This window comes from Enterococcus sp. DIV0167, assembly GCF_050541555.1.
Taxonomy (GTDB): Bacteria; Bacillota; Bacilli; order Lactobacillales; family Enterococcaceae; genus Enterococcus; species Enterococcus faecalis.
On the sequence record NZ_CP172933.1, the window covers coordinates 564,373 to 583,153 of the forward strand.

An 18,781-nucleotide genomic window follows, 5' to 3' on the forward strand; every position below is an offset into this window, starting at 1 on the left:
GTTCTGTTCCCGCCGTTTATCAGTTTTTGAGCGTGGAGCAAAAATCCAAAGTGATTTTTGTCCCACGCTCTTGTTTTTAAGAGAAATAATCAAGAAAGGTCGCTTTTTATTTTCTTTTACGTTATAATACAATAAGTTAATATGTTAACAAGTTAAGGAGTGATGGAGATGTGTAGTCAAGAAAATAAACAAAGACTGATCTCTCTAGGAGAAAATGTCACAGATGAATGGATTCAAACGCAATTAAATGAATGCGTTTCAAAAATTGCTAAAAATATGCAGCGTTTCGGAACACAGTTTCCTTCAGCTTGTGCTACGAATGGTCGATATCGTCTCAAAGCTAACGATGATTGGACCAATGGCTTTTGGACAGGCATGCTTTGGCTGGCATATGAGTGGTCTCACCAAGAAAAATTTCGTTTACTGGCAATGGAAAATATTGACAGCTTTCAACAACGATTAGAAGAGCATTTTGTTTTGGACCACCATGACATTGGTTTTTTATATAGTCTATCGGCGGGTGCTGGGTATAAAATTACCGGTGATGAGCGCTGTAAACAAGAAGTGATAGCTGCCGCTGAAGTATTGTCAGCACGATTCCAAGAAAATGGCTCCTTCATCCAAGCGTGGGGCCATTATGGTGATCCCAAAGAATATCGATTAATTATCGACTCATTAATGAATTTACCGCTTTTATTTGAAGCAACTAAATTATCTGGAAATAGGTTTTATGAGGAAATTGCCTCACGTCACTATCATACGTTAATGAAAACGGTGATTAAATCCGATGCGACAACTTATCATACCTATTATTTTGATCCAGAAACAGGCAAACCAAAACATGGAGCTACGCATCAAGGACATAGTGATACTTCCATTTGGGCACGAGGCCAAAGTTGGGCAATTTTAGGGATTCCCCTAAACGAAACATTTCTCCATTCCCAACCATTTCCAGAAATTTATCCACAAATAGTGGAGGTTTTTCTAGCTCATTTGCCAGCAGATTTAATTCCCTATTGGGATTTTGATTTTAATGACCAAATGCCATCTGACAAAGATAGCTCGGCGCTGGCAATTGCGGCATGTGGTTTATTGGAAGCAGACAAACTACAGGCTTTTCCTCAAGCGAAAGAGCTTGCCAAAGGAATGATTTATCAATTAGGAGAATATTATCGTACGCAAAATGATTCCGAAAATGAAGGACTGCTACTCCATGGTGTTTACGCACATGCAGAAGGAAAAGGGATTGATGAACCCAATTTATGGGGCGATTATTTTTACATGGAAGCCTTAATGCGTTTAGCAAAACCATCATGGCAAAGATACTGGTAAAGGGGAAAAAAGATGCAAACGTTTGAGATTAAAGAAGACTTTTTATTAAATGGACAACCAATAAAAATTATTAGCGGGGCGATTCATTACTTTCGAATGACACCTAGCCAATGGGAAGATAGCCTCTATAATCTGAAAGCTTTAGGAGCTAATACAGTAGAAACCTACATTCCTTGGAATATTCATGAACCAGAAGAAGGCGTATACGATTTTGAAGGAATGAAAAACATTGAAGCATTTGTCCGCTTGGCAGAAAAACTGAATTTACTAGTTATTCTGCGTCCTTCGGCTTATATTTGTGCAGAATGGGAGTTTGGTGGCTTACCCGCATGGCTTTTGAAAGAAAAAGGCGTGCGATTACGTTCGACAGATCCTATTTTTATGACTAAAGTTCGTAACTATTTTCAAGTATTATTGCCTAAACTAGCACCACTGCAGATAACACAAGGTGGACCAGTGATCATGATGCAGGTTGAAAATGAATATGGGTCCTATGGCATGGAGAAAGCGTACTTGCGACAAACCAAGCAGATAATGGAAGAACTGGGGATTGAGGTTCCTCTTTTTACATCTGATGGCGCTTGGGAAGCGGTTTTGGATGCGGGGACGTTAATTGAAGAGGATGTTTTTGTGACAGGAAATTTTGGTAGTCATTCGAAAGAAAATGCTGCCGTTTTGAAAAAATTTATGACTCGTCATGGTAAAAAATGGCCGTTGATGTGCATGGAATACTGGGATGGGTGGTTCAATCGTTGGGGTGAACCAGTGATTCAGCGAGAAGGTACCGACTTGGCGAAGGAAGTAAAAGATATGCTGGCAGTGGGTTCTTTAAATCTCTATATGTTTCATGGAGGAACAAATTTCGGCTTTTATAATGGGTGTTCGGCGCGAGGTGCAAAAGATTTACCTCAAGTCACTAGCTATGATTATGATGCTTTATTAACAGAAGCAGGAGAACCAACAGAAAAATATTATGCCGTTCAAAAAGCAATTAAAGAAGTATGTCCAGAAGTTTGGCAAGCACAACCACGCACGAAAAAACTGGGGAATTTAGGAAGCTTTCCAGTAACTGCTAGCGTATCCTTATTCGCAGTAAAAGATCAAATGATGACACCGAAGACCACCGCGTATCCATTAAGTATGGAAGAAGCTGGCTCAGGCTATGGCTACTTGCTTTATTCGTTTGATTTAAAAAATTATCATCATGAAAATAAACTAAAAGTGGTCGAGGCCAGTGATCGTTTACACATTTATGTAGATGAAGATTTAGCTGCTACCCAATATCAAGAGACAGTGGGAGAAGAGCTACTCGTTTCAGGACAAACTGAAAAAGACACACTTGCGTTAGATATCTTAGTGGAAAACTTAGGTCGCGTTAATTATGGCTTTAAATTAAATAATCCCACACAAAGTAAAGGAATTCGAGGTGGAGTGATGCAAGACATTCATTTTCACCAAGGCTATCAACACTATCCCTTAACTTTTTCACAAGAGCAATTAGCCAAGATTGATTACACAGCTGGAAAAAATCCATTGCAGCCTTCGTTTTATCAAGTAACATTTGAATTAGAACAGCTAGCAGACACGTATATTGACTGTCGAGGCTACGGCAAAGGATTCGTTGTGGTCAATGGCCATCATCTAGGTCGTTATTGGGAAATAGGACCCATTCATTCGCTGTATTGTCCCAAAGAATTTTTACAGCAAGGACAAAATGAAGTAGTAATTTTTGAAACAGAAGGAATTAACATTGAGTACTTGAAATTTACGAATCAAGTAATCATAGACTAAAATAATAGAAGTAGAAGCTGAAATTTATTCGGCTTCTACTTCTATTTTGGTTTTGAAATATTTCCAATGTTTATAACTAATAATATATTCAGCAACACTACCATCTGCGAGATAGGAATGTTTAACTTGTTTAACAGCGGGTTCACGAAAACTTAATTGAAGTAAATTCAATAACTCAGCATCTTCGGGAAAGACAATTTCATTTGTTTCTACAGAAGCCAACGAGAAGAGGTCTACTGAAAAATCTTTACGGACTCGTTCATACACACTTGCATAAGCTGTGAGGTCCTTTGAGAGCGGCTCTTTAACAAGCTTTTTGGGAAGATGTGTGATATGTACGAGAAAGGGTGTATCTTCAGAATAGCGTACACGCTTGATTCTATAATAAGAAGCGTTAGCTGGTAAGCCTAATTCCTTTAAAATTTCGGCTTGATTTTCTTCTTCAATTGAAAGGACTTTAACTTTTTCAGAGTCTAAAGAATGCAACTCGATATCAGAAAATTTTACATTTTGAGAAACTTTTGATTTCGAAACAAAGGTCCCTTTTCCTTGGATACGATACAAGTAACCTGCACTGGTTAGCTCATTCAGTGCTTTGACAGCTGTGATAGAACTAACAGCATATTTTCGTTTAATATCGGCTTCAGAATAAAATTTATCACCAGGAATAAAGGTATGATTTTTTATTTCACGTAAAAGGTCTTGTTTAATTTGTTCATATTTAGGTAACATGCGATTGCCTCCATTCTAGTAATCGAATGAATTAAGCATAACATGTTAACTAGCCTTTAGCAAACACTTTGAAAAAGAGGAAAGACAATTTTTATTTAAAGAATTCAAAAAAATAAATTCAATATATTAAGATATTAGGTTTACGGATAACTTAGTATGTGTTATAGTAAGTTCGTAGAGAACATAACATGTTAAGTAGGGTCACCTACATCTAGGGAGGGAAACTCGTGGAAAACATTGTACTAATTAGTCATGGTAGCATGGCTGAAGGCGTCAAAGTTAGCTTAGAAATGATTGTTGGTCGGCAAGAACACGTGCATACAGTCTCATTACGACCAGATAGTGACAATCTTCAATTTGAGAAAGAGCTAAATGAAAAAATGAAAGCCCTTAACGGTACGACACTGATTATTGCTGATTTACTAGGAGGAACGCCATGTAACGTGGCAACAAAGAATTATTTGAACGTTGACGGAGTGGAAATTATTGCAGGGATGACGCTCTCTGTTGTGATTGAAGCAGTGGTTAATCAACAGGCTTCGATTAAAGAATTAGTTTGTTTAGCACAAGAAAATATTGTTGATGTAAAGGCTGGAATGAATCAAGCAGAACAAGAGATTTCAGAAGCCAGCAAAGAAAAAGAATTAAGTAACTATAGTCAATATGTTGGAAAAGAAAATATTGTAAACACACGGATTGATGAACGGTTAATTCATGGACAAGTAGCGGGAATTTGGTCGACAAGTCTTAGTACACAGCGAATAATTGTAGCCAATGATGAGGCGGCTACAGATCCTTTACAAAAATCATCTTTGAGAATGGCAGCGCCTTCTTCGATGCGTTTATCTGTTCTTGGAGTAGAGGCTGCCGCTAAAAATATTCAATCAGGAAAATATGGTAAACAGCGTTTATTTTTATTATTTAAAAATCCGAAAGATGTGCTCCGCTTTATCGAAGCGCAAGGACCTATCAAAACTGTAAATGTTGGGAATATGAGTTACAAAGAAGGAGCACGCGAAGTAACAAAAAGTATTCAAGTTTTACCAGAAGAAGAACAAATTTTTGAAACAATCGCTTCAAAAGGCGTCACTGTGACAGCCCAATTAGTTCCAAACGATCCAGTCGTTGATTTTATGAAAAAATTACGCGGCTAAAACAGTCAGACTAAGAAAGAATATTTTTAAATTTAGGAGGAAATTTCAATGCATTTAGCAGCGTATCAAATTATTTTAATTACTATTTATGCGTTTATTGCTATTAATGACTCACTTATTTCAAATACGTTGACGCAACCAGCTATTGCTGGAATGATTTCTGGAATGATTATGGGAGATTTAAAAACTGGTTTAATGGTTGGCGGCACTCTTCAATTAATGCGTTTAGGAATTGCTGCTTTTGGTGGAGCATCGGTACCTGATTATTTCACAGGGGCTGTTTTAGGAACCGCTTTCGCTGTAATCTCTGGAAAAGGAGCGGAGTATGGCATTGGTTTAGCTGTTCCTGTTTCTCTGTTGATGTTGCAACTAGATGTAGTGGCCCGTTTTTGTAATGTCTTTTTACTTCATAGTGTCGATAAAGCGATTGATAAGATGCAAGTAAAACGGATTCCACGTTTAGTTTTATCTGGTTCTGTTCTATGGGGACTGTCTCGTGCCATTCCGATTTTATTAATGTTATTAGCGGGGGATGCTGTAGTAACAACGATTACCGATAACATGCCAGAATGGCTAATGACGGGCTTAAAAACAGCTGGAGGAGTATTACCTGTTGTCGGTGTAGGGATTTTATTACGTTACTTGCCAACGAAGCAATATATCCCCTATTTACTATTAGGCTTTTTCTTAGCGGCTTATTTAAAAGTTCCAATGTTAGGTGTTTCGATAGTTGGGATGGTAGCAGCGATGCTTGTATTTAAACGTGATGGGGCAAAAAGCACGACACAAGCAACAACAGGAAATGGTGATTTTGAAGGAGGATATGACGGCGATGAGTAAGCATAAACTGACAAAAAAAGAATTAAATGCAATTAGCTGGCGTTATATTTTAGGAAGCCAATTAAACTGGAACTATGAACGTATGATGAGTTCAGGATATTTATACGGCATCTTACCTGTTTTAAAAAAATTCTATGGTCATGATGAAGCACAATTTCAAGATATGATGCGCACACACAATCAATTTTTTAACACCAATGCTATTTTTGGGAATTTAATTATGGGGATTGATGTTGCGATTGAAGAGCAAGATGGCTATAAAGCGAAAGAAACAATTATTGCGCTAAAAACAGCTCTGATGGGTTCTTTGGCAGGCGTGGGTGACTCTTTATTCCACGTTATTTGGGGGACGATTTTCGGCTCTGTTGCAGGGACACTGGCTCAAAATGGTTCGGTGGTGGGCTGTGTTATTTGGATTATTGCAAATATTGCACTATTGTTTGGTCGGGCCGCGCTCTTACCACTTGGTTATAAGCAAGGGGTCAAACTAGTGACGACCTTAAAAGACAAGTTATCTGCCTTTACGAATGCAGCAACTGTTCTTGGTGTGACTGTGATTGGTGCCTTAATTCCTTCAGTTATCAAGGCGACAGTTCCTTTTGTTTATAAAAAGAACGGGGTCGAATTAGTTATTCAAGATACGTTAGATGCGATTTTGCCTTCCTTAGTTCCAATCTTACTTGTTCTTTTAACTTATTGGATGTTAGGTCAAAAGAAATTAAATTCCACACGAGTGATTTGGATTATTTTAATTTTATCGATTGTTTTGAGTGCCTTTGGTATTTTGGCGTAAAAAGTATATTAAGTGATTTTCAGAGAGTCGGAGAGTGTAGAAAGTATTTTTCTTCACTCTTTTTCTCTAATTCGGATGTAAGCGTTTTACGATAATTTTTTAGGAGGAGAAAGAATGAAAAACAGGAAAATATGGGTAATGCTGGTCGGACTGTTTACTGCTTTGACGAGTGGATTTATGGGAACCACCCTTACTTTTGCAGAAGAAAACGAAGCGAGCCAAACGATTGAGCAACCCTCTTACATTTCAGATTTCCCCAATCAAGTTGGGCATTGGCAAGATTTGGTGGGAACAGCAGAAAAAAAGAATGATTCTGCTGGTTTATGGATCGCAAACACGAAGCAAGGGACAAACCTAGAATCTGTCTCTATCAATCTTGATGCACGCGAACAATCTTCAGGAGATCTTGAACTAACCTTTTTATATGAAGGACAAAGTAACTTCGGATTGGTTTTTCGCGGAGATAAACAAAAGACGAGTCAATGGCAATCTTTTGCTTATAATCGTGACGGCCGCTGGCAATTAGGACAACCAGGCGGTAAATGGCTAACTAATATTCCGGGACCAACATTACTAAGTGGCCAACAATATAAACTGCTGGTTCGCTATGACGGGAAAAAAATTCAAACATTCCTGAATGATCAATTATTTTATGAAAATGAAGAGGTTCATTATCCTGATGGTACGTCCATTAATGATGACTGGACGGGCGCTATAGGAATTAGACTATTTGGTAATCTATCAAAGCTGAATATCATTTCTATGAAAAGTGGCTCCGTTGGTAGCATTCCTGTTATCGATTCATCTGCAGAATACCGAGAATTAAAAGAAAAATGGCGAAATCAGCTTGTTTCAAAAGAATATGATTCAACTAACCAAGCGCTTGTAGACTACGTCCAAAAAATCTCCAATGAAGCAACAGAACTCGATCAAACGATGAATAAAGAGCCGAACCGCAGCTATTTATGGCCACTAGAGCCTGGCAATACGCCATCGGCTGATTTAACGACTCAATTTACCAAATTGCAAAAATTAGCGTTAGCCTATGGAACGAAGGGGAGTACGCTTTACCAAGATGACAAATTGGCAGCAACCATTATTGATGGCTTAGATTTTATGGTAACGCAAAAAGGGTATGATGGGAAAAAGTACCACGGAAATTGGTGGGACTGGCAAATTGGTGTGCCACAGAAGTTTCTTAATATTCTAATGATTTTAGAGGATAAAGTTTCTCCAGAAAAGCAACAAATCTATACAAATGCGCTGAGCAGTTATGTCCCAGATCCGTTTAAACAGTTGTATACAAAACCACAAGGAACGTTTGTGGATTTAGCTTTTATCCCAAATTTTGTGACATCAGGAGCGAACCGCACGGACTTAGCTTTAACTGTTTTGGGGTTAGGAATTTTACAAAAGGATAGCGGGAAAATTAACCAAGCATCCAGTAGTATCGTCGATGTATTTAAATTAGTCACAAAAGGTGATGGTTTTTACCAAGATGGTTCTTTTATCCAGCACAATAACATTCCTTATACAGGTTCGTATGGCAATGTTTTGGTGAAAGGGGTTGGACAAATTTTGGCCATTACAGCAGATTCATCTTTTCAAATGGATGCAACTCTTGTGACAGAATTTGTTGAAAATGTTGATCGTGCCTTTCTTCCTTTGATTTATAAAGGTGAAATGCTACCAACTGTGAATGGCCGTTCCATCTCAAGAGCCCCAGCAGTTGGAAAAACAGGCTATGGCTCAACTACCATGTATAATTTATTAATTGTGGCTAAATTTGCTCCTAATAATTATCAAAAGAAATTTCAAGAAGCCGTTAAATATTGGATGAAGGAGAACCCAGATTATTATTTGACAAATGCTCGTGATTTTAATGATTTACAGATGACTATGCAACTTTTAACTAATCCAGAAATTACGGGAGGGCAACTTCCTTTTACAGGCACGAAACTTTATGCTTCGATGGATCGATTTGTCCAACGCACACCTAGTTATATGTTTGGGCTAGGCTTGTATTCAAAGCGCACTGCATCTTTTGAAGCAGGGAATAAAGAAAATAAACGTGGCTGGCACACTGGTGACGGAATGATGTACGTATATAATGATGACGAGGTTCAATTTAATTCCAGCTATTGGCCAACTGTAGATCCCTATCGACTACCAGGAACAACTGTAGATACCATTTCTTTGGCAGATGAAGTTTCAGCATTTACAACAATCACATCGAAAGAGCAATGGGTTGGTGGAGTAACGTCAGAAAATCAGGCAGTAGTAGGGATGGCTCTTAATAAAGACGGGACCAAAAATAATGGGAAACTTTTACCTATGAACCTACAAGCTAAAAAATCTTGGTTTGTATTAAATGGGCAAATTATCGCATTAGGCGCAGGAATTAAAGGGGATACAGAAGCTTCGATTGAGACAGTTGTTGATAATCGTTTGTTAAATGATGCCTATCAGTATCAAGTGCTATCAAATATTGGGGAGATTCATGAGAAAAATGAAACGAGTAAAAAACAATGGTTATTACTAAAGTCGGATCATTCCAATGCTAATATGGGTTATTATTTTCCAGAAGAAACAACGGTAAATGTTAAAAGTGAAACTAGAAAAGGAACCTATAAAGCAATTAATGAAGCATTTCCAAGTGATAAAGAATATGTAGGTGATTATCGAACATTTACGATTCAACATGGTCAACACCCAACGAACGAGCATTATGCTTATGTAGTTTTACCAGGAATCGATGAAACTGATTTAAAAACATATGCTGCCAAAAAAACAGTAGAAGTTCTCTCAAATACAGAAGAAATTCAAGCAGTTAAGCAAGAAGAAGAAGGCTATCTTGGGGTTAACATTTGGTCAGAAACTGGCGGTACAATAGCAGGGATTACCTCAAATAAAGCTATTTCTTTAATGAGAAAGACACAACAACACCAAAAAACGTATACTTTCTCTGATCCCACACAAACAACTAAGACACTGACTTTAAAAATACCAAAAGATTACAGCACAGTAATTAGTCAAAGTGACGGAATCACTTATGATGATGCAACAGAAACCTTTACTATTAATTTTGAAAATGCTGCAGGAAGTAGTAAACAAATTATTGTAGAATAACTAAAAGAAATTAAAGTAGCCTCAAATTCCAGTTTAATCGGAATTTGAGGCTACTTTGTTGAAATTATTTAAGATTCTAACATTTCTGCAGGTAATAAAATCGTTTCACGATGGCCATCATCAAAAGCAAAAATTCGCGACGGATATGCCGTAGAATAACTAAATGGTAAGTCGATGGCCATTTCTACTGAACTATTTTCTTGAGAAAAATGGACAGTCACTTTGCCATTATTGTTCAACAAATCAAAGTGAAGTAAGTCGTTTAAAGGGATAACCCCTTTTAGATTTAAGTCAATAATCAACCAAATACTATCAATTAAGCCACTAGGTAAGCTGGAAACAACACCTAATGAAGCATAGCGGCTACGGTCACTATCAAAACGTTCAAACATATGGATGACCTCCTTTTTGTTTACTTACTTTTAGTATACTGCAAATTTAAAAAAAAGAAATTGTTTCGTTTGAAAATATTGCGTAGATTAGCAAAAATTTAATATTCCTCTGTAGCTTCCTAGCTTTGCAGGTGTCATCATTTATGTGAAGAAATCAAGACATGCAGTAAAAAGAAAATGGGACGTACGTTGTTTCAACGTACATCCCATTTCTAAAACTTAAGAGAATCAGCTGAACAAAAGTGTACTCTTTATTCGGCTAATTCTGGTTCAGTCGTTTCAGCAGCTGTTCCTTCTTCTTCTTCAGGAGCAGTTTGTGCTTCAACAATAGCAACTAGTTGTTCTTCTGGATCAGTTAAAATTTCATAGTCTTTGTGTTCAGGTAAATCAGCGATTGTAAGAGCATCACCAATTTCTAAGTTTGTAATATCTACTTCAATTGATTCTGGCAATTTATCTGGTGTGGCTGCCACTAAAACAGTGTACAAGTTTTGAGCTAAGGTACCCCCAGCTTTCACACCTGCAGATTCACCAATTAATTGAACTTCTGCTTCGACTTCTGTTGTTTCTTTCATATTTACAGATAAGAATTCAACATGAAGCATTTGACCAGTAAAGGTATCTAATTGTGCTTTCGACATTAATGTGTTGATGTTTTTGCCATCAACTGTCATTTTAATAACGGTGTTAGCACCATGTTCGCGTAAAATTTTTGATAAGTCTTTTTCTTCAAAATAGATTGGTGTACTTTCAATTTGGTAACCGTAAACAATGGCAGGTACTTTCCCTTCGTGACGTAGCTGATTTCTTAGTGAACGTGGACGGATAGCTCTTTCTTTAACTTCTAATTGTACTGACATAACCTAATTCCTCCTTGAAATAATGAGTGATTTGGTTAAACTCAGAAACAAAACATAATGGAAAAAAGAAACTCTTTTTTCAGTTGTTCTTGTCTAGAAAAATGCTAACAATAATCAAAAAATCCCCACAAATATTGCCAGGCAACACTCATGGGAATGGTTCATTGTTATCGTTGTTCTCTCCCAGGTCATTACGCTGTTTTTGAGAAACCTTTATTTACTTTACTTATTAACCGTAACACTTATATTTTTATACGTCAAGGAATTACCTTTTTCCACTTTTCATCTTTAACGGATTCCACTATACTAATACCAGAATGGAGCGGAACAATGCGATTAGATAAATTACTAGAAGAACTTCAGTTTGGATCACGCAAAACGGTGAAACGATTAATTAAAGGCAAGCAGGTCACTGTGGATGGCATCGTGACTTTAAATGAAAGCCAAAATGTCGATGCGCAATTACAAATGATTAAAGTAAAAGGACAATTAATTTCGCATAAGACCCATGTGTACTACATGTTGAATAAGCCAAAAGGTGTGGTTAGCGCTGTCTCAGATGCATCTAAGAAAACAGTCATTGATTTGATTGCGCCGCAAGACAGACGCCCTGGTCTTTATCCAGTGGGCAGACTCGATGGCGATACGGAAGGGTTACTTCTATTAACAGATAATGGACAATTAGGGTATCAATTAATTCGGCCAAATAAAGAAGTAGCGAAATGTTATGAAGTGAAAGTCAATGGTTTGGTCTCTGCAGAAGATTGTGCTAAATTTAAAGATGGGATTGTTTTGCAAGGAGGCATTCAATGTAAGCCAGCAAAAATAACTGTTCTTGCAGCGACTGAAACGGAGAGTCATGTTTTCCTGACTATTCAAGAAGGAAAATTTCACCAAGTGAAAAAAATGTTTTTATCTGTGGGGAAAAAAGTGACTGCTTTAAAACGCCAAACTATGGGGCCGTTGCGGCTAGATCCGCAATTACCTTTAGGTGCTTATCGTTCATTAACAAGAGAAGAGTTACAATTGCTATTGCCTTATTTTTTTATTGAAAAACAACAAACAAGCAAAGCGTTACCGAGTAATTTGAAAAGAGAAGAGGAACGGAAATGAAAACATTGCTTTTTGATGTTGATGATACATTGTTAGATTTTAAATTGGCTGAAAAGAAGGCGCTCCATGCCTTATTTGAAGAAGAAAATGTACCATTTACATCTGAAGTCGAGTCAACATACCACCGAATTAATCAAGGATTATGGCGTTCATTTGAAGAAGGAAAAATAACAAAAGATGTTCTCCTTGATACACGGTTTGGTTTATTATTTGACGCGTTTAATCGAGAAGTTGATAGCGTTAAAATGGGAGAAAACTACCGAGAATATTTAAGTCAAGGACATGACTTGCTTGGCAATAGTCAACGTATCTTGGAAAAATTAGCACCCCATTATGATTTATATATTGTGACAAATGGAGTGGCAAAAACACAGTATCGTCGGTTGGAAGATTCGAAATTAATGCCTTATTTTAAAGATATTTTTGTTTCAGAAGAAGTGGGTTATCAAAAACCAATGAAAGAGTATTTTGATTTTGTTTTTGAACGGATTCCTAATTTTAGTCGAGAAAAAACAATGATTATTGGCGATTCTTTGCATTCAGATATTCAAGGAGGCCAACAAGCGAAAATTCAAACTGTTTGGCTCAATCCGACCTCCGCTCCAGCAACACCAACCATTCAACCCAATTATACGATTCAACAGCTAGATGAGTTGTTACCAATTCTTGGGCATTAAAAAGAGCGTGGGACAAAAATCACTTTGGATTTTTGCTCCACGCTCAAAAACTGATAAACGGCGGGAACAGAACCAACTCCTTCGGAAATAAGCCGAAATTCTCCAAAAATTAAAGAGCAATTTTCGGAAATTTCTTCTTATTTCTCGGAGCTAAACGGTTCTGTCCCGACCTCTTTTTAACTTAAATGTAACCGTAAGCGAACCATATCCTTTAAAGGCAAGCCGTTTTCTATAATAGGCTCATCATAATGATGGATAAAAAAATCTGGTTCAATATGTGTCATTCGAAAACCGACTTTTTGGTAGAGATATAGCTGTTGAAAGCCTGTGCTCCCAGTCCCAATCTCCAAGGAATCATACTTTTCTTTTTTGGCAAAATCAATGGCAAAATGTAATAATTCTTGCCCGATGCCCCGCCCTCGGCTTTCTTCTGAGACAGCGATGTTTACGATTTCCAATGTCCGTGGGTGAGTCGGCAACAGGACTAAAATTCCTTGAAGTTCTTCAGTCTGATAGTCAAAGCAAATGCCGCGGGTAATGTAATCTGCCACCATTTTTTTTGAGGGATCTGCCTCATAAAGAAGAGCGTAATGCGCCGTTGTAAGTGCTTCTTTTTTGACTTTTTTAATCATAGGTAGGATTCTCCTTTTATTGATAAGTATACTGTAATTGAAAGAAGTGTGGGCAGATTTTTCATAAGAAGATAAAAATCACATGAAAAGTCTTGGAAAAGGTCTGGCATTCTTCAGAGTTTTCATTATAATAGTAAAAGACAATGAAGTTTTTGAAAAGAAAGAGGTTTATACATGAAAGATAGTCAGCCAATTATCATTGGTGTTACTGGCGGATCAGGAAGCGGAAAAACCAGTGTTAGCCGTGCGATTTTTAATAATTTTCCCGATCATTCAATTATGATGTTAGAACAGGATTCTTATTATAAAGATCAGAGCCATTTGAGTTTTGAAGAACGTTTAAATACCAATTATGATCATCCTTTTGCGTTTGATACAGATTTATTGATTCAACATGTTGAACAACTGTTAAACTATCAAGCCATTGAAAAGCCAGTTTATGACTACGTTGCGCATACAAGAAGTACAGAAACGGTGATCCAAGAACCGAAAGAAGTAATTATTCTTGAAGGGATTTTAATTTTAGAAGATCGCCGCTTAAGGGATTTAATGGATATTAAAGTGTATGTGGATACAGATGATGACATCCGCATTATTCGTCGAATCAAGCGTGATATGGAAGAACGTGGCCGTACTTTGGATTCTGTGATTGAACAATATTTGACAGTCGTCAAGCCCATGTATCACCAATTTATTGAACCTACGAAACGTTATGCAGATATCATTGTGCCAGAAGGTGGCGAAAACCACGTTGCTATTGATTTAATTAATACAAAAGTGGATAGTATTTTAACAAAAATGTAATAGTTAGCTTAAATAGCCGTCTCTATATCAGAGTCGACTGTTTAAGCTTTTTTTGACTTTTAAAGGGTGGTTTTATCAAATATTTTAAGGGATAGCTAAAAAGTTGAAAATATTGCAAGAAACAATATGCTATAATTTTTTAAAGGAAAAGGAGGGAAGGGAATCTGAATGATAAAAAGAGGTGAGGTTTTTTATGCGAATCTCTCACCAGTTGTTGGTTCTGAACAAGGTGGGATTCGACCTGTCCTGATTATTCAAAATAACAAAGGCAACTTATTTAGTCCAACGTTGATTGTTGCACCGATTACCCGTAACGTAAGCAAGCGGCTGCAACCAACGCAAGTCCTCATCGAAATTCCCCATAACGAGTGCAGGACGCCATCACTTATTTTGTTAGAACAAATTCGAACATTGGATAAAGAACGAATGCTACACAAGGTTTGTCAACTTTCTCGTGAAGAGATGGAACAGGTCAATCAAGCTTTAAAAGTTAGCGTTGGTATCCGTTAATTTACATATAAAGAAATCGTTTTGGGGAAACGGTTTCTTTTTTTTTGTTGAAATGGTTTCCAAATATTTGTTTTTCTCGTATAGTGAAAGAGGAGGCGATCACATGGATAAAATTCGTTATGGAATTATGAGTACTGCCCAAATTGTCCCAAGATTTGTAGCAGGGCTTCGAGAAAGCGCGCAAGCTGAAGTGCGCGGGATTGCATCAAGGCGTTTAGAGAATGCTCAAAAAATGGCTAAAGAATTAGCGATTCCGGTGGCTTATGGCAGTTATGAAGAGTTATGTAAGGATGAAACAATTGATATTATTTATATTCCCACCTACAATCAAGGACATTACTCAGCAGCTAAGCTTGCGTTATCACAAGGAAAACCCGTCCTACTGGAAAAACCATTTACATTAAATGCTGCTGAAGCAGAAGAACTCTTCGCAATCGCACAGGAGCAAGGGGTTTTTCTAATGGAAGCTCAGAAGTCTGTCTTTTTACCAATTACCCAAAAAGTAAAGGCGACAATTCAAGAAGGGAGATTGGGAGAGATTTTATGGGTTCAGTCAGTTACTGCCTATCCCAATGTGGACCATATTCCCTGGTTTTACTCGAGAGAAGCGGGTGGTGGAGCGCTTCATGGCTCAGGAAGTTATCCATTACAATACTTACAATACGTACTAGGGAAAGAGATTCAAGAGGTTACGGGAACCGCAACGTATCAGCAAGGGGCGACGGATAGTCAATGTAATTTAGCTTTGAAATTTGCTGAAGGGACGCTGGGCAATATTTTTATTAATGTTGGTTTAAAGATACCTAGTGAAATGACCATTTGTGGGACAAAAGGGCAAATCGTTATTCCTAATTTCTGGAAAACAGATTGTGCTTATTATACAGATGCTCACGGCAACACTGTCAAATGGTCTGAACAATTCACTAGTGAATTTACCTATGAAATCAATCATGTGAATCAATGTTTACAAGACAAAAAGTTAACTAGCCCCGTAATGACGAAAGAATTAACGATAGCAACCGTTAAAATTGTTGAAAGTTTTTATCAAGAATGGTTTGATAACGAATAATTACCCCCACTTGCTATCCAAACTATTCTGTGTTAAAGTGTGTTTTATGCGACGAGTTGACTCAATCAGATAGCTTCGGCTATTCCGTTTTGACGGCTAGTGATTGTCAAACACAACGACACCAGATAGTACGGCTATCAGTTACCGGATTTGTAACGTGTCGGACAGAATACTTTTGTGGAGAAGGTTTCTGTCTATTTATGCAAATAAATAGTGTGGTATCCCTTAACAGTTACTACTGTTAAGGGATTTTTTTGTATGAAAAGAGAAGTGTTGCACTTTTATAAGTGCAACTTTTTTGTGTTGTGGAACAGATAAAATAACGCTATAGTTTTAAGTGTAAAGGGAAAAGAAAAGAGGTGACAAGGCATGACCGTGTTGTTGTCCAAAAGAGCGATAAATATTTTATTGATGCTTTTGGATTTGGAAGGGAGCATTACCACGCAAGAATTAGCTGAGAACTTTACTGTCAGCGTTCGAACAATTAAGTATGATTTAGAAGATATTCGTGCTTGGTTTGAACAGCACGATGAGACACTTTATTCAAAACGAAATAAGGGAATATGGCTAGATTTACCTGACTCTAAACGCTTACTGTTAAAAAATGAAATTATCGATGTCGATCGATTTGAAACCTATCCTGATCAAAAAAGACGAGTCAATGTATTGATTTTTCAATTATTGTCAGTCAAAGGGTACTTAACGGCACAGCAGCTAGCAGATGAATTATTAGTGAGTCGAAACACAATTGTCAGTGATTTGGAACAGGTCGAACGGTTGCTGCAAGCATATGATTTAACCTTAATTCGCCAAGCACGGCAAGGATTTACAATTAGTGGTGAAGAAAGCAATGTACGCTTACTGATGGAATTTATCACTCAAAAAGAACTTACAGAATACGATATTTACCAAATTATGAACTATGTGACAAAGACAAAAGGGGCTGAAAAGATCCCTAAAATTAAATTTGGGTCAGGGACATTGTTTCAAGGTTGTTATCGTAGTGCATTGAAAAAAATGCGAAATTTAATTAATCCACTCGATCAAAATCAATTTGATTATGCCGAAATATTATCTATTACGTTGAGAGTGGCAATTGCCGCAGCACGTATGCAGATGGCACATACAATTGGGACTTACCGAGTGTTATCGCAAAAAACACGCTTTGAACAACGGAACGAAGTACCACTTTTACTTTTACAAGAGGTGTTTGAAAGGTATGACTTGCCTTTATTAGCGGATGAATATTTTTATATTTATAGTGATTTATTCGGAACCCATCAACGGCAAGATATGGTTCAATTAACAAAGCAAGTGATTGAAAGCGTTTCAAAAGAGCTGAATTATCCTTTTGTAAATGATCGCCAATTATTTACGAACTTGTTTGCACACCTTTCCTTACGTTTTACAAAGAAACATTTATTTATTAATGAATACAATCCGTTTTCTGAAGAAATCAAAGGAAAACACCCAGCGTTATTTTTAGCTATTCAAAGTGCCTGTAAACAATTAATTCAACGTTCTGTTTTGTTAGTCAACGATTCTTTCTGCGCATATATTGCGTTGCATTTTTTGGCAGCTCAGGAACGACAACAGCAGGAAGCTAAAGTTGTTAGGATTGTGTATGTTTGCTCGACGGGCTTAGGTGTGACCAGTTTAATTGAACAAAAAATTTTAGAGGAAGTACCAAACGTTGAACTCGCAGGATTTGCTTCTGTTTTAAATGCAACTGAAGTGATTCAAGCAGAAAAGCCCGATTTGGTATTGAGTATTTTCCCAATTGAAGAAATGACATACCCATTTATTAAAGTTAGTCCATTGTTGACGGACACAGACTTAAGTTTGATTCGGGAAGAGGTCGATAAAATTTTATTAGGGAAACGTCAAGGAAAAGGTACTGCTCGCTCCACGAAATCTGATGTAATTGAAAAAAATGAACGGATACAAAGCCAAGATTTATTAGTAAAAGCGTATATTATTTATGAAGAGTTAAAACGAATGTTTCAAACAAAGTTACTGAGCGAATATCAAGAAGCCTTTTTACTTCACGTTTTATTAATGACACATCGGATTACGTTTAATAAACAATACGAAGAGATTCCTTGTAATAGAGAAGTATCTCATGAACGGCAAGAAGAAATTCGGCAAATTGAATGTTTATTTGCTAAAAATGAGTTACCTGTCAATCATGCTGAAATTTCAGCATTACTTAATTATTTAGAACAACCAAAGGAGGAAGAGGATGGAACTAGCAATGGAAGCACAGGAGATCATTCGACAAAGTGCTGAACCAGAAAAGCTACAATCGATTATCAAACAAACCAGTGCGCGATTAGCAGAAGCACAAATTGAACCAACGGAATTACAGTGGACGATTTTGATTAACCATCTCAATGAGATGCTGAATCGTTCAAGAGAAGGAACGACATTAGCTGGTGTTGATCGGACGTTATTTACGGAACTAACACCAGAAACGTTGAAAATTGCACAAGAAACAACAGAAGCAATTGGTCAGTTATCAGAAGATGAATGGTATGTTTTAGCTGTTCATTTTGAAGTTGCTAAACAAAACAATTAATAGGAGGAAAAGTTATGATTACAGTAGTTATCGCAGATCGTTTAGGAAAAGGACAAAATGTTGCAAAAGGAGTGGAGCAAGCCGGTGGTCGCGCGGTTGTTGTTCCAGGAATGGGCGCTGATATGCGTTTAGGAGATGTGATGCAACAAGAAAAGGCAGATTTAGGCATTTCTTTCTGTGGCAGTGGTGGTGCAGGGGCGTTAACGGCTGCTACTAAATACGGGTATCCCGAAAGACATGGCATGCGATCAATCGAAGAAGGGGTAACAGCAATTAACGATGGGAAAACTGTTCTTGGATTTGGTTTTATGGATCAGGAAGAACTTGGTAAACGAGTAACTGAAGCATTTATTAAGAAACACGGAGCATAGAAAG

General features: G+C 37.3%; 18 protein-coding genes. 14 read left to right on the forward strand and 4 right to left on the reverse strand.

Features of this window, described 5'->3' with window-relative positions; translation table 11 throughout:
* Positions 1 to 168 precede the first annotated feature (168 nt).
* Positions 169 to 1,332: a glycoside hydrolase family 88 protein gene (locus IGM09_RS02755; RefSeq protein ID WP_010707802.1), complete on the forward strand. Its 1,164-nt coding sequence runs from the start codon at positions 169 to 171 to the stop codon at positions 1,330 to 1,332.
* Positions 1,333 to 1,344: 12 nt separating this feature from the next.
* Positions 1,345 to 3,123 carry a glycoside hydrolase family 35 protein gene (locus IGM09_RS02760; RefSeq protein ID WP_113826098.1) on the forward strand — a complete coding sequence of 593 codons (1,779 nt, stop codon included), beginning with the start codon at positions 1,345 to 1,347 and terminating at the stop codon, positions 3,121 to 3,123.
* Between the two features lie 24 nt (positions 3,124 to 3,147).
* On the opposite strand, the gene IGM09_RS02765 is transcribed toward IGM09_RS02760, so the two are convergent.
* Positions 3,148 to 3,855: a GntR family transcriptional regulator gene (locus IGM09_RS02765; RefSeq protein WP_002366233.1), complete on the reverse strand. Its 708-nt coding sequence runs from the start codon at positions 3,853 to 3,855 to the stop codon at positions 3,148 to 3,150.
* A 260-nt stretch (positions 3,856 to 4,115) separates the two neighbouring features.
* On the opposite strand from IGM09_RS02765, the gene IGM09_RS02770 reads away from it, so the two are divergent.
* The 4 genes from IGM09_RS02770 to IGM09_RS02785 all read left to right on the forward strand — a co-directional run bounded on the left by IGM09_RS02770 (position 4,116) and on the right by IGM09_RS02785 (position 9,771).
* Positions 4,116 to 5,009 carry a PTS mannose/fructose/sorbose transporter subunit IIAB gene (locus IGM09_RS02770; RefSeq protein ID WP_002407978.1) on the forward strand — a complete coding sequence of 298 codons (894 nt, stop codon included), beginning with the start codon at positions 4,116 to 4,118 and terminating at the stop codon, positions 5,007 to 5,009.
* A 48-nt stretch (positions 5,010 to 5,057) separates the two neighbouring features.
* A complete protein-coding gene (locus tag IGM09_RS02775; RefSeq protein ID WP_002358771.1) occupies positions 5,058 to 5,849 on the forward strand; it encodes a PTS mannose/fructose/sorbose/N-acetylgalactosamine transporter subunit IIC in 792 nt (263 codons plus the stop codon).
* On the forward strand, positions 5,842 to 6,642 hold the full coding sequence (locus tag IGM09_RS02780) for a PTS system mannose/fructose/sorbose family transporter subunit IID (RefSeq protein ID WP_002383066.1): 801 nt from the start codon (positions 5,842 to 5,844) through the stop codon (positions 6,640 to 6,642). The genes IGM09_RS02775 and IGM09_RS02780 overlap by 8 nt, the downstream gene beginning before the upstream one ends.
* 114 nt (positions 6,643 to 6,756) lie before the next feature.
* Positions 6,757 to 9,771 carry a polysaccharide lyase 8 family protein gene (locus IGM09_RS02785; RefSeq protein WP_033624850.1) on the forward strand — a complete coding sequence of 1,005 codons (3,015 nt, stop codon included), beginning with the start codon at positions 6,757 to 6,759 and terminating at the stop codon, positions 9,769 to 9,771.
* Between the two features lie 68 nt (positions 9,772 to 9,839).
* Here IGM09_RS02785 and IGM09_RS02790 read toward each other — a convergent pair whose 3' ends face one another.
* On the reverse strand, positions 9,840 to 10,163 hold the full coding sequence (locus IGM09_RS02790) for a DUF960 domain-containing protein (RefSeq protein ID WP_002355697.1): 324 nt from the start codon (positions 10,161 to 10,163) through the stop codon (positions 9,840 to 9,842).
* A gap of 251 nt (positions 10,164 to 10,414) precedes the next feature.
* Complete coding sequence (locus tag IGM09_RS02795) at positions 10,415 to 11,023, reverse strand: 50S ribosomal protein L25/general stress protein Ctc (RefSeq protein ID WP_002358773.1); 609 nt, start codon at positions 11,021 to 11,023, stop codon at positions 10,415 to 10,417.
* Positions 11,024 to 11,353: 330 nt separating this feature from the next.
* Here IGM09_RS02795 and IGM09_RS02800 point away from each other — a divergent pair, with 330 nt between their 5' ends.
* Positions 11,354 to 12,136 carry a pseudouridine synthase gene (locus IGM09_RS02800; RefSeq protein WP_002361308.1) on the forward strand — a complete coding sequence of 261 codons (783 nt, stop codon included), beginning with the start codon at positions 11,354 to 11,356 and terminating at the stop codon, positions 12,134 to 12,136.
* Positions 12,133 to 12,813 (forward strand): YjjG family noncanonical pyrimidine nucleotidase, encoded by a 681-nt coding sequence (locus IGM09_RS02805; RefSeq protein WP_002355700.1) that lies wholly within the window; start codon positions 12,133 to 12,135, stop codon positions 12,811 to 12,813. The genes IGM09_RS02800 and IGM09_RS02805 overlap by 4 nt, the downstream gene beginning before the upstream one ends.
* A gap of 176 nt (positions 12,814 to 12,989) precedes the next feature.
* Here IGM09_RS02805 and IGM09_RS02810 read toward each other — a convergent pair whose 3' ends face one another.
* Positions 12,990 to 13,445: a GNAT family N-acetyltransferase gene (locus IGM09_RS02810; RefSeq protein WP_002386989.1), complete on the reverse strand. Its 456-nt coding sequence runs from the start codon at positions 13,443 to 13,445 to the stop codon at positions 12,990 to 12,992.
* A 174-nt stretch (positions 13,446 to 13,619) separates the two neighbouring features.
* Here IGM09_RS02810 and udk point away from each other — a divergent pair, with 174 nt between their 5' ends.
* The 6 genes from udk to IGM09_RS02840 all read left to right on the forward strand — a co-directional run bounded on the left by udk (position 13,620) and on the right by IGM09_RS02840 (position 18,777).
* Complete coding sequence (gene udk / locus IGM09_RS02815; protein WP_002355702.1) at positions 13,620 to 14,249, forward strand: uridine kinase; 630 nt, start codon at positions 13,620 to 13,622, stop codon at positions 14,247 to 14,249.
* 168 nt (positions 14,250 to 14,417) lie between these two features.
* Positions 14,418 to 14,759 carry a type II toxin-antitoxin system PemK/MazF family toxin gene (locus IGM09_RS02820; RefSeq protein ID WP_002355703.1) on the forward strand — a complete coding sequence of 114 codons (342 nt, stop codon included), beginning with the start codon at positions 14,418 to 14,420 and terminating at the stop codon, positions 14,757 to 14,759.
* 103 nt (positions 14,760 to 14,862) lie between these two features.
* Positions 14,863 to 15,828 (forward strand): Gfo/Idh/MocA family protein, encoded by a 966-nt coding sequence (locus IGM09_RS02825; RefSeq protein WP_033624851.1) that lies wholly within the window; start codon positions 14,863 to 14,865, stop codon positions 15,826 to 15,828.
* A gap of 369 nt (positions 15,829 to 16,197) precedes the next feature.
* Complete coding sequence (locus IGM09_RS02830) at positions 16,198 to 18,117, forward strand: BglG family transcription antiterminator (RefSeq protein ID WP_002388793.1); 1,920 nt, start codon at positions 16,198 to 16,200, stop codon at positions 18,115 to 18,117.
* A complete protein-coding gene (locus IGM09_RS02835; protein WP_002386165.1) occupies positions 18,083 to 18,406 on the forward strand; it encodes a PRD domain-containing protein in 324 nt (107 codons plus the stop codon). The genes IGM09_RS02830 and IGM09_RS02835 overlap by 35 nt, the downstream gene beginning before the upstream one ends.
* A 14-nt stretch (positions 18,407 to 18,420) precedes the next feature.
* Positions 18,421 to 18,777 carry a glycine-rich SFCGS family protein gene (locus tag IGM09_RS02840; RefSeq protein WP_002355707.1) on the forward strand — a complete coding sequence of 119 codons (357 nt, stop codon included), beginning with the start codon at positions 18,421 to 18,423 and terminating at the stop codon, positions 18,775 to 18,777.
* The last annotated feature ends 4 nt before the right edge of the window (positions 18,778 to 18,781 follow it).

Coding starts and splice junctions, on each gene's coding strand:
- IGM09_RS02755 (WP_010707802.1), top strand. CDS start 169: ATGTGTAGTCAAGAAAATAAACAAAGACTGATCTCTCTAGGAGAAAAT.
- IGM09_RS02760 (WP_113826098.1), top strand. CDS start 1,345: ATGCAAACGTTTGAGATTAAAGAAGACTTTTTATTAAATGGACAACCA.
- IGM09_RS02765 (WP_002366233.1), bottom strand. CDS start 3,855: ATGTTACCTAAATATGAACAAATTAAACAAGACCTTTTACGTGAAATA.
- IGM09_RS02770 (WP_002407978.1), top strand. CDS start 4,116: ATGGCTGAAGGCGTCAAAGTTAGCTTAGAAATGATTGTTGGTCGGCAA.
- IGM09_RS02775 (WP_002358771.1), top strand. CDS start 5,058: ATGCATTTAGCAGCGTATCAAATTATTTTAATTACTATTTATGCGTTT.
- IGM09_RS02780 (WP_002383066.1), top strand. CDS start 5,842: ATGAGTAAGCATAAACTGACAAAAAAAGAATTAAATGCAATTAGCTGG.
- IGM09_RS02785 (WP_033624850.1), top strand. CDS start 6,757: ATGAAAAACAGGAAAATATGGGTAATGCTGGTCGGACTGTTTACTGCT.
- IGM09_RS02790 (WP_002355697.1), bottom strand. CDS start 10,163: ATGTTTGAACGTTTTGATAGTGACCGTAGCCGCTATGCTTCATTAGGT.
- IGM09_RS02795 (WP_002358773.1), bottom strand. CDS start 11,023: ATGTCAGTACAATTAGAAGTTAAAGAAAGAGCTATCCGTCCACGTTCA.
- IGM09_RS02800 (WP_002361308.1), top strand. CDS start 11,354: ATGCGATTAGATAAATTACTAGAAGAACTTCAGTTTGGATCACGCAAA.
- IGM09_RS02805 (WP_002355700.1), top strand. CDS start 12,133: ATGAAAACATTGCTTTTTGATGTTGATGATACATTGTTAGATTTTAAA.
- IGM09_RS02810 (WP_002386989.1), bottom strand. CDS start 13,445: ATGATTAAAAAAGTCAAAAAAGAAGCACTTACAACGGCGCATTACGCT.
- udk (WP_002355702.1), top strand. CDS start 13,620: ATGAAAGATAGTCAGCCAATTATCATTGGTGTTACTGGCGGATCAGGA.
- IGM09_RS02820 (WP_002355703.1), top strand. CDS start 14,418: ATGATAAAAAGAGGTGAGGTTTTTTATGCGAATCTCTCACCAGTTGTT.
- IGM09_RS02825 (WP_033624851.1), top strand. CDS start 14,863: ATGGATAAAATTCGTTATGGAATTATGAGTACTGCCCAAATTGTCCCA.
- IGM09_RS02830 (WP_002388793.1), top strand. CDS start 16,198: ATGACCGTGTTGTTGTCCAAAAGAGCGATAAATATTTTATTGATGCTT.
- IGM09_RS02835 (WP_002386165.1), top strand. CDS start 18,083: ATGGAAGCACAGGAGATCATTCGACAAAGTGCTGAACCAGAAAAGCTA.
- IGM09_RS02840 (WP_002355707.1), top strand. CDS start 18,421: ATGATTACAGTAGTTATCGCAGATCGTTTAGGAAAAGGACAAAATGTT.